Annotated in this window: 13 protein-coding genes; 2 read left to right on the top strand and 11 right to left on the bottom strand. The window is 70.1% G+C overall.

Features of this window, described 5'->3' with window-relative positions; translation table 11 throughout:
- Positions 1-186: 186 nt before the first annotated feature.
- Positions 187-846 carry a TetR/AcrR family transcriptional regulator gene (locus tag ACTWQN_RS33000; protein WP_443207554.1) on the bottom strand — a complete coding sequence of 220 codons (660 nt, stop codon included), beginning with the start codon at positions 844-846 and terminating at the stop codon, positions 187-189.
- Between the two features lie 133 nt (positions 847-979).
- On the opposite strand from ACTWQN_RS33000, the gene ACTWQN_RS32995 reads away from it, so the two are divergent.
- The gene (locus ACTWQN_RS32995) at positions 980-1,849 is read left to right on the top strand and encodes an SDR family NAD(P)-dependent oxidoreductase (protein WP_443207553.1); all 870 of its coding nucleotides are present in this window, start codon (positions 980-982) and stop codon (positions 1,847-1,849) included.
- Between the two features lies 1 nt (position 1,850).
- Positions 1,851-2,264, top strand: coding sequence for a PPOX class F420-dependent oxidoreductase (locus ACTWQN_RS32990; protein WP_443207552.1), 414 nt, complete (start codon positions 1,851-1,853; stop codon positions 2,262-2,264).
- Positions 2,265-2,348: 84 nt separating this feature from the next.
- On the opposite strand, the gene ACTWQN_RS32985 is transcribed toward ACTWQN_RS32990, so the two are convergent.
- Genes ACTWQN_RS32985 through ACTWQN_RS32940 form a run of 10 tightly spaced genes read right to left on the bottom strand, consistent with a single transcriptional unit; the run spans position 2,349 to position 13,490 of the window.
- Positions 2,349-3,911: an ABC transporter ATP-binding protein gene (locus ACTWQN_RS32985; protein ID WP_443207551.1), complete on the bottom strand. Its 1,563-nt coding sequence runs from the start codon at positions 3,909-3,911 to the stop codon at positions 2,349-2,351.
- Entirely contained in the window at positions 3,908-4,696 is a 789-nt protein-coding gene (locus ACTWQN_RS32980) for an ABC transporter permease (RefSeq protein ID WP_443207550.1), read from the bottom strand. Before ACTWQN_RS32980 ends, ACTWQN_RS32985 begins: the two co-directional genes overlap by 4 nt.
- Positions 4,693-5,634: an ABC transporter permease gene (locus ACTWQN_RS32975; protein ID WP_443207549.1), complete on the bottom strand. Its 942-nt coding sequence runs from the start codon at positions 5,632-5,634 to the stop codon at positions 4,693-4,695. Before ACTWQN_RS32975 ends, ACTWQN_RS32980 begins: the two co-directional genes overlap by 4 nt.
- The gene (locus ACTWQN_RS32970) at positions 5,631-7,181 is read right to left on the bottom strand and encodes an ABC transporter substrate-binding protein (protein ID WP_443207548.1); all 1,551 of its coding nucleotides are present in this window, start codon (positions 7,179-7,181) and stop codon (positions 5,631-5,633) included. Before ACTWQN_RS32970 ends, ACTWQN_RS32975 begins: the two co-directional genes overlap by 4 nt.
- 50 nt (positions 7,182-7,231) lie before the next feature.
- Complete coding sequence (locus ACTWQN_RS32965; protein ID WP_443207547.1) at positions 7,232-8,038, bottom strand: class I SAM-dependent methyltransferase; 807 nt, start codon at positions 8,036-8,038, stop codon at positions 7,232-7,234.
- Positions 8,005-9,291, bottom strand: coding sequence for an MFS transporter (locus ACTWQN_RS32960; RefSeq protein ID WP_443207546.1), 1,287 nt, complete (start codon positions 9,289-9,291; stop codon positions 8,005-8,007). The genes ACTWQN_RS32965 and ACTWQN_RS32960 overlap by 34 nt, the downstream gene beginning before the upstream one ends.
- Positions 9,288-10,307, bottom strand: a complete 1,020-nt coding sequence (locus tag ACTWQN_RS32955) for an enolase C-terminal domain-like protein (protein WP_443207545.1) — start codon at positions 10,305-10,307, stop codon at positions 9,288-9,290. The genes ACTWQN_RS32960 and ACTWQN_RS32955 overlap by 4 nt, the downstream gene beginning before the upstream one ends.
- Positions 10,304-11,359, bottom strand: coding sequence for a PLP-dependent cysteine synthase family protein (locus ACTWQN_RS32950; RefSeq protein WP_443207544.1), 1,056 nt, complete (start codon positions 11,357-11,359; stop codon positions 10,304-10,306). The genes ACTWQN_RS32955 and ACTWQN_RS32950 overlap by 4 nt, the downstream gene beginning before the upstream one ends.
- Positions 11,359-12,234 carry a Rossmann-like domain-containing protein gene (locus tag ACTWQN_RS32945; protein ID WP_443207543.1) on the bottom strand — a complete coding sequence of 292 codons (876 nt, stop codon included), beginning with the start codon at positions 12,232-12,234 and terminating at the stop codon, positions 11,359-11,361. Before ACTWQN_RS32945 ends, ACTWQN_RS32950 begins: the two co-directional genes overlap by 1 nt.
- Positions 12,231-13,490, bottom strand: coding sequence for an ATP-grasp domain-containing protein (locus tag ACTWQN_RS32940; RefSeq protein WP_443207542.1), 1,260 nt, complete (start codon positions 13,488-13,490; stop codon positions 12,231-12,233). Before ACTWQN_RS32940 ends, ACTWQN_RS32945 begins: the two co-directional genes overlap by 4 nt.
- Positions 13,491-13,559: the final 69 nt, after the last annotated feature.

The raw sequence follows: 13,559 nt of genomic DNA, 5'->3' as shown, positions 1-13,559 counted from the left end.
AAATACCGGTGGAGTCTGCATGGCGAGGGCGCCGGGCAGATTTACCGCACATGAACAGATCCGGTCCGCCGCCTTGCTGGACGCTTGTCACAGTGCGCGGGAAAGGAGCGAAGCCGACGACACGCTGTGGGGGTCACGAGCTCCTGCGCCCGGACCGCGGTCAGATTGCGGGACTTTGAGACCGCCCTAGCCGGGCTCCGGCGCGTAGGCCTGGAGGAAGGTTCGGACCGCGGCTGCCGTCACGGCGCGCAGCTCGGCCTTGGGAACTTGGCGGGTGCCAAATCGCGCCCGCCCTTCCATCGGGCCGGTGAGCAAAGCGGCGAACTGCTCGGCGGCTTCGGTCGGATCGCAGTTGCGCAGGCGACCGGCCAGCATCAGCCGGGCCAGCCGGTCGGCCAACGCCTCGGTGATGGGATCCGCCGCGCGGCCCCGGACGATGTCGAGCAAGTCGGGGAACCGGGAGAGCTCGGCGTAGAGCAGCCGACGCAGCGCCCAGGAGCGCTCGTCGCAGTAGCACTGGAGCAGCCGGAAACCGACCTGCTCCAGCAGCTGACGCACCTCGGCGCCGTCGCTGCGCAGCCGCTCGACAACCGCCATGTTCTCCGCGAAGGCCCGGTCGGAGTCGGCCGCGATCGCCTGCCGGAACAGGTTCTCCTTGTCTCCGAAGTGGTTGTACACGGTGGGCTTGGCGACACCCGCTTCCGCCGCGATCACGTCCACACCGGCCTGGCCGTATCCCTCGCGGGCGAATACCCGCAGCGCGGCGTCCAAGATCGCCTGGCGCTTGTCGATGCGCCCGCGCGAGGTGCTTCGCCCCGCCGCGGCTGACGTGCTCGCTGCGCTCACGGCCACATCGTATCCCACCACAACTCTGTACTGGATAGTTCAGTTGACGACACCAGAAAGTTCGTATATTACTGATTCGGACACAATGATGAACTTGCTGGTTCAATCCGATCCGAGTCCCGAAGGAGCTTTCGTGCGAACGTTCGTCATCACAGGTGGCACGGACGGCATCGGGAAGGCACTCGCCCGCAGCTACCTGGAACGCGGCGACGAAGTAGCGATCATCGGGCGCAACGCCGAGAAGGGCGCGGCTTTCCTGGACACCGCGGCGCGGTTGGGCGCAGGCGATCGCGCGCACTTCGTGCTCGCCGACCTGAGCTTGATCGGCGAGACCAGGAAGGCCATCGCCGAGATCCGGACCAAACTCTCGAAGGTCGACGCGCTGGTGCTGTGCGCCCGGTTCTTCCGGTCCACCAGGTCGGTCACCGCCGAGGGCTTCGAGAGCAACTTCGCACTGTGCTACCTGAACCGCTTCGTGCTGAGCTACGAGATGACCGATCTGCTCGACGCCGCCGACACCCCGGTCATCCTCAACATCGCGGGACCGGGTTCGGACGGTGAGATCCGCTGGCACGACCTGGGATTCGCCGATGGGTACGACGGCTCGGCCGCGCTCGCGCAGAGCGGTCCGCTCAACGACCTGCTCGGCGTCGGGTTCACCGCCAACGCGGCGTCGCGGAGGGTCAACTACGTGCTGTTCCACCCCGGCCTCGTCAGCACCGGTTTCGCCGGGGAGTACGACGCGGAGATGAGCACGCGGGTCGAAGCACTGCGCGCCAGCGGCAAACCGGTGGAACAAGCCATCGTGCCGATCCTCGCCGTGCTGGACGAACCACCCCGCGAGCCGTTGAGCGCCTTCGTGACGGGCACGCCGATCAGCCTCGACGGCCCCGGCTTCGACCAGGCAGCCGCTGCGCGACTGCACACCAGGACCACCCACCTGCTCGCCAATGCCGCCGCGAACAACGACAAGCGCTCAAACCTGAACCGACAGGAGTACTGACGTGACCGTATCGATGACGAAGCTCGCCGAGCTGCTCGATTCGCCGGTCTTCGCGATGGTGGCGACGATCCAGCCCGACGGCAGTCCGCAGCAGTCGGTGGTCTGGGTGCAGCGGGACGGCGACGACGTGCTGTTCATGTCGGCCATCGGCAGCCGCAAAGAACGCAACCTGCGGCGCGATCCGCGGGTCAGCGTGCTGGTCTCTCCCCCGGACGCGCCGTACACCTACGCCGCGATCAGCGGCATCGCGACCTTCGAGTCAGTCGGAGTTCGCCAACTGCGGGACGAATTGTCGATCAAGTACGTCGGCAAGGCATACGCCGAGCACATCGAGGACACCCCGGAAGCCGGCGCCGATCGCCGCGAAATCACGGCGGTGCGCGTCACCCCGACCAAGATAGCCGGGAGGCTCTGACGCACCCGGTAGGACCGGCGATTTCGCGCAGCACGACGGCACATGCCCAGCTCAGCCCGGGGCGCTGACTGCCTCAGAACACCGTCAGGTCGCTGGGGAACGGGTGGCGATTCTCGTTGCCGCTTCGACGAGTTCTACCGCTGCCGGGTGTGTCGGGCTGGCCAGGACGCCAGTTGCCGGGCCCTGTTCGACGATTTCGCCGTCGTGCATGATCAGGACTCGGTTCGCCAGGCCGGTGACCACCCCGAGGTCGTGCGTGATCACGACCAGGGCGCAGTCGGTGTCCCGGTGCAGTTGGCGCAGCACGTCGAGCAGATCGGCCTGGGTCAACGCGTCGAGGCCGGAGGTGATCTCGTCGCAGATCAGCACGTCCGGATCGCTGAGCGAAGCGCGCACCAGGGCGGCCCGCTGAAGTTCACCGCCGGACAGCGAGCCGGGCAGGCGTCGCGCGTCGGATTCCGGGACGCCCAGCCGGGCCATGCCTTCGACCGCGCGGGCGCGGGCCTGCGCTCCGCTCGCACCGCGCAGTCGTTCGGCGGTGCGGGCGATCTGGTCGAGCACCGGGACGAACTCGTTGAACGACGCGCGGGCGTCCTGGAAGACGTACTGGATCCGGGCCAGTTGGTCGCGGGAACGTCGCCGCAGTCGCGGCGGCAGCACCGCATCCGCGAGCCGGATCTCGCCCGTGCGGTGCGGGTGCAGTCCCGCGATGCAGCGGGCCAGCGTGGTCTTGCCGCTACCGGAGCGGCCCACCACCGCCAGCCGGTCGTCCGCGCGGATGTCCAGCGAGACGCCGTGCAGCGTGTCCACCCGGCCGTGACCGGCGGTCATGCCCCGCACCGTCAGCAGCGGTCGCCCGACTTCTACGGCGACTTCTTCGGCCGCCGGTTCGGAGTGCGCGGCGATCAGGCGTTTCGTGTAGCCGTGCCGGGGTGCGCTGAGCACTTCCCGAGCTGGACCGGATTCCACGATGCCGCCAGCGTTCATCACGAGCACCTGGTGGGCCAGTGCGCGCACCAAGTCGAGGTCGTGAGTGAGCAGCAGCACCGCGATGCCTTGCGCCGCAACCGCTCTCAGCTCCTCGATGAGGCGGCCTCGGGTCACCGCGTCCTGGCCGGTGGTCGGTTCGTCGGCGACCACGACGCGCGGCTGGCCGACGAGTTCGTGCGCCAGCACGACGCGCTGCTGCTGCCCGCCGGAGAGCTGGTGCGGGTAGCGGCGCAGCAACCGCTCGCCGTCGGGCAGTTGTGCTCGCCGCAGCGCTTCGAGCACCCGCGCCCGGACCAGCCGCCTGCGGTTCGCGCGGGTGTCGGCGCGGACGTGTCGGCGGGCGATCTCGTGCAGCACCGGGCCGATGCGGCGGACCGGATTCAACGCCGCGGCCGGGTGCTGCGGGAGGTAACCGACCAGGCCGGGACGGGGCGGGTGGTCGGAATCCACCGCGACACCGGCGACTTCGACCTGCCCGCTGACGCGCGCCCGGGTCGGGTGATCGCCGAGCAGCGCCAAGGCGGCGGTCGTCTTGCCGCTGCCGGACTCGCCGACCAGCGCGGTCACCTCACCGGCGGCCAGGGTGAACGACACCCCGGACACCATCTCGTGGTCGCCGACGGCGACGGTGAGGTTCCGGACGTGCACGACGGTCACCGGGCCTCCAGACGACGTTCCCGCAGCCACCGGTCGAAGGCCAGGTTCACGCCCACCGACAGCAGCAGGATCAGCAGCGCGGGCAGCGCCACCGCCCACGGTTGGATGAACAGGCCGGTTCGGTTGCGGTCCACCATCGCCGCCCAATCGCTGGCCTGCGGGGAGATCCCGACGCCGAGGAAGCTCGCCGAGGCGACCAGGTAGATCGCCCCGGTGAACCGGGTGCCCAGGTCGGCGGCCAGGGTCCGCCGCATCGCGCGGGACGCGTAACCCACCCCGATGCGCCAGCGGCTTTCGCCTTGCAGCCGCATCGCCTCCACGGCGGGACGGCTGGCCAGCGACAGCGCCGCCGCGCGGCTGATCCGGACCACGTCCGGCAGGTTGATCAACGTGACGATCCCGATCAGCACCCAGGTCGCGTCGGGCGCGATCGAGGCGAGCAGCAACAGCATCAGCATCGACGGGATGGCCAGCACGAGGTCCAGCGGCCGCATCAGCACCTCGTCGAGGACGCGGTTCTTCGTCAGCCCAGCCACCAGGCCCAGCGGCACCGCAAGCAGGTAGGTGCAGGCCGTTGCCGTCACGGCCGCCAGCACCAGGGTGTGCCCACCGAGCAGCACCTCGTTCCACACGTCGCGGCCGACGAAATCGGTGCCGAACCAGTGCCCACCGCCGAACGCGAAGGCCACGTCCTTGGCCGTGTCGCCGGAGGCGAACAGCGGTCCCAGCAGTGCCAGCAGAACCGGTACGCCCACCAGCGCGGTGGGTAGCGCGTACTTCCTCACCTGCCCGCCTCCGAAGCCGGGGCCAGCACGCGGGCACCGATGTCGGCGGCCAGGTTGACCAGCACGGTGGTGCCCGCCAGCACCACCGACAGGCCCTGGATCACCGGCAGATCGCGCGCCGAAACCGCCGCCACCAGGGTGGTTCCCAGACCGGGGATGACGAAGATCGCCTCGATCACCAGCACGCCGCCGATCAGCCAGTCGGTGGTTCGCGCCAGCTGCTGGACCGCTGGTGCGGCCGCGTTGGGCAGTGCGTGCGCGAAGCGGACGCGGATCGGCGAGAGGCCGAGCCTGCGGACGTGGCGGACGTACTCGGCTCGTTGCGCCTCGATCATGCCCGCCCGCACGAGTCGGCTCAGCGAACAGATCGGCCGCAGCAGCAGCACGAACACCGGCAGGACCAGAACCGCTGGATTGCCCAGCAGCGAGGTGGTTCCGACCGCGGTGGGTGGGAACCAGCGCAGCTGCACCGCGAACACGGTCACCACCAGCACACCCATCGCGAACTCCGGCGCCGCGTAGAGGCCGAGCGTGCTGCTGGTGATGAACCGGTCCGCTCGGCTGCCCTCGCGGTGCGCGGCGAGCATGCCCAGCGCCACCGACAGCGGCACCAGCAGCACGAGCGTCAGCGCGGCGAGCAGCAGGGTGGGGCCCGCGGCCGAGGCGATGATGTCGGCCACCGCGCGGGGGCCGACCAGCGATTGGCCGAAATCCCCGTGCAGCGCACCGAGCAGCCATTCGCCGAGGCGCTGCCAAGCCGGTTCGCCCAGGCCCAGCCGCTCCCGCAGCAGCGCGATGATCGCCGGATCCGGGTTGTCCCCGGCAATCGTCACCGCCGCGTCACCGGGCAGCGCCTCGGTCAGGAAGAACACCACCGCCATCACCAGCAGCACCTGCACGACGCCCAGCAGCACCCGCCGGAGGACGTAACCGGTCATGCCAGCCACACCTTGTCGAAGCGGGCCCAGTCCAGGGTGTTGGCCGGGGCCCGGTCGTCGATGCCGCCCACGTTCGGCGCCGAGGCCACGATCCAGTCCGACACGCCCCACCACAGGAATCCGCCCTCGCGGAAGAGCTGGTCCTGCATCTGGAAGTACAGCTGCTCGCGCCTGGCATCGTCCGATGTGGACTGCGCTTGCTGGTGTAGGGCGTCGAAATCCGGGCGCTGCCACCTGGTGTTGTTGGTCGTCGAGGTCGTCAGCAGCCGCTGCGCGATGTGCGACTCCAGCGGCATCGCACCGGATCGGTAGCTGGCGAGCACGCCGTCCTTGGCGATGTCGGACCAGTAGGTGTCCTTGTTGCCCAGCCGGACGTTGAGGTTCAGCCCCACCTGCCTGGCCTGGTCGCTGATGGCCAGCGCCGCTTCCTTGAGCCCGGTGGAGGTGTCGGAGGTGTCCAGGTCGATCGTGAGCCCTTCGGCACCGGCCTGCCGGACCAGCGCTCGCGCCCGGTCGAGGTCCTGGGTGCGCTGCGGCAGCGCGTCGGCGTAGTAGCGGTAGCCCTTGCCGTAGAGGTCGTTGCCGACCTGCCCCGAACCCTGCAACACCGACCTGACCAGCTCGTCCCGGTCGACCAGGTGGAACATCGCCTGGCGCAGCTCGGGCCGGTCGAAGGGCGGCCGATCGGTTTTCATGGCCAGGCCGTGGAAGTTGCTCAGCGGCAGCCGGTGCACCCGCACCTGGCCGCTGTTCTGGTGGGTGCGGGCGCTGGTCGGGGTCAGGTCGTGGGCGTATTCGAGCTGCGCGCCGAGCAGCGCGTTCACCCGCGCGGCCTCGTCGTTGGCGACAACGATCTCCAACTCCGCCAGATGCGGCGGGCCTTCCCAGTAGTCGGGGTTGCGCCGCACCACGAAGTTGCGGCCCGGTGCGAAGGAGACGAACCGGAACGGGCCGGAGCCCACCGGCTGGTCGAAGTCGGTGGTGCCCTCGGGGATGATGTAGGCGCCCAGGGTGGCCAGGGCGTTGGGGAATTCCGCGTAGGGCTGCTTGAGGCGGAACTCGACGGTGCGATCGTCGATCTCGCGGCTGGCTGGGAGGTCGATCACCGACAGGCTGGCCTTGGCGCGGCGGCTGCTGCCGGGTTCCACGATCCGCGCGAAACTGGCCAGCACGTCGCGGGCGCGCACCGGCCGCCCGTCGTGGAAAGCAGCCTGCCGCAACGTGATTCGCCAGGTCAGCAGGTCTTGGCTGGCCTCCCAGTGCGCTGCTAACCGGGGCTGCGGGGACATGTCTGAGCCGTACTCGGCGAGCTTGTCGAACAGCGCCTTGGCCCGAGCGATCTCGATGTAGAGGTCGGTCTCGTGCGGGTCGAGCACCTCGGCCGCTCCGCCGCCGGTGAACGCCGCCCGCAACCGACCGCCGGACCGCGGCGGCCCGGCCGCGGGGACGACCGATCCGCCGGTGCATCCGGGCAGCACGGCGATGGCACCGGCCGCTGCGGTCAGGCCCAGGAAGTCGCGGCGGTTGAGCCCGTGATCGTTGTGCATGCTGGAGTTCTCTCCGTTCCTCGCGAAAGGTGGATCCGTCGCGGCGCGCCTCACCCGCGGCGCAGGACCAAGTGCAGCCGGTCGCCGCTGAGCCGGGTGGACAGTGCGGCGTCCCGGTCACGCCAGGTTTCGGACCACCGGGTTTCGGCGCGTGGTCCCGGCTCGTCGAACATCGCCACCACCTCGAACCCGTGGCGGCTCGCGAAATGACGCAGTTCCTGGGGAAACAGCAGTCGCCATGCGGAGTGCTGGCGCAGCGGCTCGGCGCACCCCGGCCAGTCCCAGCGGCGCTCGCGACGCAGCAGTTGTCCCGCGTGGTCGATCCACAGCCGGGTGTGGGAGCGGTATGCGACCCCCTGCCACACCACCGTCTGCTCGCGGATCTCGTCGAGGAGTTCGGTGTTGCCCAGGAAGAACGCGCCGTTGCGCTGCTCGGCGATCAGCAGTCCGCCCGGCCGGAGGTGCGCGTGGCAGCTCCGCAGGAACGCGTCGAGCTCGTCGTTGGTGTGGCAGTACAGCAGTGCGCTGTCCAGGCAGGTGATGGCGTCGAAGGTGTTGGGAAGCCGGAAGGTGCGCATGTCGGCCACCGCGAAGTTCGCCGCCGGGCAGTGCGTTTCGGCGTGCGCCACCATCTGCGGTGAGCTGTCCAGACCCGTCACCCGGTAGCCCTGCCCGGTCCAGTACCGCGCATCGCGACCGGTGCCGCAGCCCACGTCGAGCAGGTCGCGCCCGGTGCCGAAGCGGTGCACGAGATCGTCGACGAAGCGCGCCGCGAGGTGTTCGGGATCGGGGAAGCGCAGTTCGTAGATGGCCGGGTTGTCGGTCAGGAAATTCGCACTGATGATGTTGGGGTGCAAAGGGGTTCTCCCGTTTTCTCTGGTCCGATCCCGCCGCGCCGGTCCAGTGCGAACACCGCCACCGCCGAGCACCCGCCGATGAGGACGCACAGCGCCGAGGGCAGCCACGGCCACTCGTCGCCCGCCAGGTCGGTGAGCCAGCCGATCAGCGCGTTGCCCACTGCGGCCGTAACACCGGAGACCAGGTAGAACACGCCGAAGTAGGTCCCGGACAACGCCAACCGCCCGAACGACGGGATCAGCTCGTAGACGAACGGTTGCGCCAGCATCACGCCGAACGCCAACACGAATGCCGTGATCAGCACCGGCGCCAACCGCCCGGTGGTCTCCCAGATGCCCGATGCGGGCGTCGGCGCAGCAGCGGTCGCGGCCAGCGCGGTGGCGAGGAATCCCGCGCCCATCAGCGCGAGTCCGGTGGCGATGGATCGACCGCGGCTCCAGCGGCGTTGCAGGAGCTCGGTGATCCGGACCTGCCACGCCAGGCTCGCCACCGTGGCCACCAGGAAGATCGCCGCCACCGCGCCGGAGGTTCCGGTCAACCGTTCGGCCTGCATCGGCAGCAGCAGGTAGAGCTGGTTCTGCAGGGCGAACATGCCGGTCAGCGCGGCGGTGAAGGCCAGGAATCGGCGATCGGTCAGCACCGCCCGCCAGTCGGTGAACACCGAGGTGGTGGGGCGCTGCACCCGGCGAACCGGCAGCACCGCGAGCTGTGCGACGGTCAGCAGTGCGAAGATCACCGCGGCCACCACCGCGGAGAACCGGAAGCCGACCGCGATCAGCACACCGCCCAGCAACGGCCCCAGCAGCGAACCGGTGTTGGCGAAGACGTTGAACAGCGAGAACGCCTCGACTCGCCGATCTCCGGCCTCCTGCGCGAGGTAGGCGCGCACCGCCGGGTTGAACAACGCCCCGGCCAGCCCGCTGAGCACCGATGCCAGCAGCAGCACTGATAACGAGGAGCCGAGGGCGAACAGGCCGAAGCCCAGGGCGCGCAACGCACATCCGGCCACGATGACGCCCCGCGCGCCGAGCCGGTCCGATGCCGAACCGCCGAGCAGGAACAGCCCCTGCTGGCTCAGATTTCGCACGCCGAGGATCACCCCGACCAGCGCCGCCGACAGCCCCAGGTCGCGGCCCAAATACCCGGCCAGGTACGGAATCAGCAGGTAGAAGCCAGCGTTCACGCCGAGTTGGTTGATCAGCAGCACCTGCACGGCCAGTGGGAAGCTCCGGATCAGCCGCCAGGTCTTCACGGCGACACCGCCGGTCGCACGCCCAGGCCGCGATCGCCGACGATGCGCAGCACACCGTCCGCACCGCCGATCCCGGTCCACGGGTCGTGCGCCAGCAGCAGGTGCCCGTCCAGATCGACCCAGCGCGCGAAGCCGGTGAGGTGCACCGCAGGGGCGATGCCCAGCGAACTCGACACCAGGCAGCCCAGCATGATGTCCACGCGGTTGTGCTGCGCGATGCCGATGATCTCCCGCGCGGCCTGGATTCCGCCGCACTTCGGCAGTTTCACGTTGATGCCGTGCACCCGTCCGCCGAGCACGCGGACATCGTCGACGGTGGCGGCGTCCTCGTCGGCGATGACCGGCACCGGTGACTGGGCGGCGAGCTCGGCGAGCAGGTCGGGGGTGCCCGGTTTGATCGGCTGCTCCACCGCGTCGATGTCGTAGACCTGCACGGCCGCCAACATCCGCAGCGCCTGCTCCGGCTGCCACGCGCCGTTGGGGTCCAGCAGCAGGCGGGCGTGCGGCGCCGCCGCGCGAACAGCCGCCAGCCGGGCGAGTTCCTGCCGCTGCTCCCCCGCGCCGAGCTTGACCTTGAGCACGCGGAAGCCCCGCCGGGTGAGCTCCCGCGCGGTCTGCGCGGCGTGCTCGATCGACGTGATGCCGATCGTGCGAGCCGTCGGGGTCGGCTGCCAGTGCACGGCACCCAGCAGCTCGAAAACCGGCACGCCGCGCAGCGTGGCGATGAGATCGTGCCGGGCCGCGTCCAGCGCGGCCGAGACCCCGGGCACCGCGCTCAACGTTGGGATCTGGCCGGGATCGCGGACGTCGGCCAGCACGTCGCGCGCGGCCAGCAGCTCGGCCTCGATGCGCTGCACCGTCAGCCCGTAGTAGTTGCTGGTGACGACCTCGCCTCGGCCGATGACGCCGTCGTGCTCCAACTCCACCGTGACGGCCTCGCGTTCGGACATCACCGACCGGGAGATGCGCAGCGGTTCGGCCAGCACGAGAGTGCCCACCTGCCATCGCAGCCTCATGCCGGAACCTCCATCGCCAGCAGCGGATCCGACACGCTGCGGCACCGCGTCCACCCGGCCACCTCCACCGCCGGGTGGGCGATCTCGACGGGCCGGGTCGCCGTCGGCTCGTCCAGCAGGCCGCGCGCCCGGCAGTAGTCGTCGTCGAAGATCGTGCCCAGGTAGCGGTGCGGTCCGTCGGGGAACACCGTCACCACCGCCGCGCCGGGATCGACGCGGGCCGCCCACGCCGACACCAGGGCTACCGCCCCGGTGCTCCAGCCCCCGGTGATGAACGCCTGCCTGGCCAGCGCACGGCACGCCTGGACCGCTTCACCCGGCCCGATCCAGTGCACCTCGTCGAACTGTCCGTAGGCGACGTTGCGCGGGTGGATGCTGCTGCCCAGCCCCCGCATGATGCGTGGCCGGGCGGGCTGCCCGAAGATCGTCGACCCGACGGTGTCCACGCCGATCAGCCGCGCCTGCGGCCACCGGCGCCGGATCGCGCGGATCGCGCCAGCGCTGTGCCCACCGGAACCGACGCTGCACACCAGCACGTCGAGCCGGTCGATCTGCCGGGAGATCTCGTCGCCCATCGACTCGTAGCCCGCCGGGTTGTCGGGGTTGTTGTACTGGTCGGGCCAGAACGCCTCCGGCAGCTCGCGGCGGACCTGTTGCACGCGATCCAACCGGGCCTGCTGCCAACCGCCGACCGGATGCGGCTGATCGACCACCTCGACGCGCGCGCCGTGCGCGCGCAGCAGTGCCCGCATGCCCGGTTCGAGTTCGCTGTCCACGACCAGGATCACCGGATGTCCCAGCGCCTGCCCGGCGAACGCGAGTCCCACACCGAGCGTTCCGCTGGTCGACTCGACCACGGTCGCACCGGGTCGCAGTTCGCCTCGGCGGCGGGCACCGGTGAGCATCGACACCGCCGCGCGGGCCTTCATCCCACCCGCGCTGAGGCATTCCAACTTCGCCCAGAACCCCGGGTGTGGCTGGAGCAGCGGCGCGCTCACCCGCGCCAGCGGGGTGTCGCGCAGCAGACCGAGCAGATCCCGATTGCCCCACATCAGCGCGCCTCCGGGTGGTAGCGGTAGATGGCGCTGGGGCCGCCGTCGAGCCAGAAGAACGGATACGGCTCCGCCGAGATGGCCGTGACCCCCCGGCCGAGGAAGTGCGGCAGGATGCCGCTGGCGGACTGGGCGAACATCACCAGCGGCTTGCCGGTCGCCCTGGCGTGGTCGAGCAGCGGTTGGAAGGTGTCGTTGCCGACGACCATGCCGGAGGCCAGCACCGCATCGCAGTCCGCGAGCGCCGCGACGGCGTCGGTGGTGACCGGCTCGCCCCACTCGGTCTCGCCGCCCTTGTAATCGCAGGCGATGTAGCTGTTCCCGCGTTCGCGCAGGTGGTGCAGCAGGGAGTTGACCACCCCGATGACCAGGACCCGCCGCCCCGCCTCGACCGGCAGCAGGTCGACCACGGATTTGGCGCGGTGCAACGACTTCTGCAGGGAGTTGCCGCGACCGATGAGCACTTCCTCGGCATGCCGCCGATGCGGGCGCAACCACTGCAGGTAGGCGTCGAGCGCGGCCACCCGCACCGGTAGCAGCGGGCTGCGCAGCAGCTCGGCCACCGGTGCGCCGACGCAGCCGAGGACGACTTCCTCAGACACGGTGTCCGACTCCACTGTGCCCGATTCCATTGGGCCCGATTCCCCTGCGCCCGATTCCCCTGCGCCCGACTCCACCGGGCCCGATTCCACCGCGCACGAGCCCACTGCGTCCTCGACGCGCAGGCTCAGCACGTGGTTGCGGTACGAGCGTGCTCGCCTGGCGTGCCGCACGCCCTGCTGGGTGAGGAATGCGACGCTGACTTCGACGCCGTGGCGACCGAACCGTCCACTGAGGACCTGATCGGTCAGGTCCGCGACCGACTGCGGGTTCACGCGTCGACCTCCGCGTACCGCACGTCCAGCCCGGCGACCAGCGATTCCGCCTTACCGCGGGCCGCACCTGCGCGATCGCTGGTGACCATCACGTGCCCGAGGTAGTGGTTGTTGCTGGTGGCGGCACCAGCACGATGCCCGGCGCCCTTGAGCACCCAGTCGACCACCGCCGGGTCGGCGAGCCGCTCAGAACCGCTGATGTCGCTGATCGTTCCGGCCTTCGGCGGGAGCAGGAACGAGATGGCCGCGCTGGCCGCACCGGTGTCGACGCGGTGCAGATCGGGCTTCTCCCCCAGCGCGAGCTGCGCGTAGACGGCGGCGAGGTCGATGCCGGTCACGCGCCGGATGAGTTCGGTGATCTGGTTGCCCGCCGGTCGCGGGTTGACCTCGACGATGCGCGGGCCCCGCGGCGTCAGCTTGATCTCGGTGTGCCCGACGATGTTGTCCAGCCCGAGCGCTTCGATCGCGGCCACCGCCGTTTCCGCCACGGCCACCTCGGTGGCGGCGTCCAACGCCGCCGGGAACATGTGCCCGGTTTCGACGAACCACGGTTGCCCGGCGACGCTCTTGTCGGTCACGCCCACGACCGAGGTCTGCCCGTGGAACGTCACGGTCTCCACGCTCACCTCCGGGCCGGTGAGCAGTTCTTCCAGCAGCACCACCGGATTGCGCTGCTGGCCCCGTGCGTTCACCGGGAAGCCCTGCAGCGCGGCGTGCGCCTCCCGCAGCTGGCCCGGACTCTCGACCTTGCGCACGAACATGCCGCCGCACAGATCGACCGGCTTGACGACCAGCGGATATCCCAGCGCTTCGGCGGCTTCCACCAAGCCGCTGGCGGTTTCGGCGATGGCGAATGCGGGGCCGGGCACCCCGGCCTCGCGCAACGCCAGGCGGGTGCGGTCCTTGGCGCAGGCGCGCTCGACGGCCTCCGGCGGCGCCCCCGGCAGTCCGAGTCGTTCGGCGGTTCGGGCGGCGGCCGCCAGGTAGTAGTCGCAGGAGGTCAGCACCGCGTCGAAGCCGAGCACCGGCTGGAGCCGTTCCAGGTGGGTCAGCAGGCCCGGGACGTCGTTGGTCTCGGCGGTGAGCAGGTTGTCCGCGCCGAGCAGCGGATGCCCGCTGCCAACCGGTTTCGCGCGCAGGTAGTGCTGGAGATCGCGGGTGACGAAGCTGAACCGGTGGCCTCCTTCCCTGATGCCACGCGGCAACAACGTGCTCATCGCACCGACCCAGCTCTCCACCAGCAGCAGGTGGCCCACGCCAACTCCCCTCCGACGATTGTTCCCAACGGTCGGCGATGATAATCATTTTCAACAAATCTCGCAAAT

The sequence above is a fragment of the Saccharopolyspora antiqui genome, assembly GCF_052246905.1.
Lineage (GTDB): Bacteria > Actinomycetota > Actinomycetes > Mycobacteriales > Pseudonocardiaceae > Saccharopolyspora.
The sequence above is the reverse complement of the archived record's forward strand: the minus strand, read 5'-3'. Positions and strand labels throughout refer to the sequence as shown.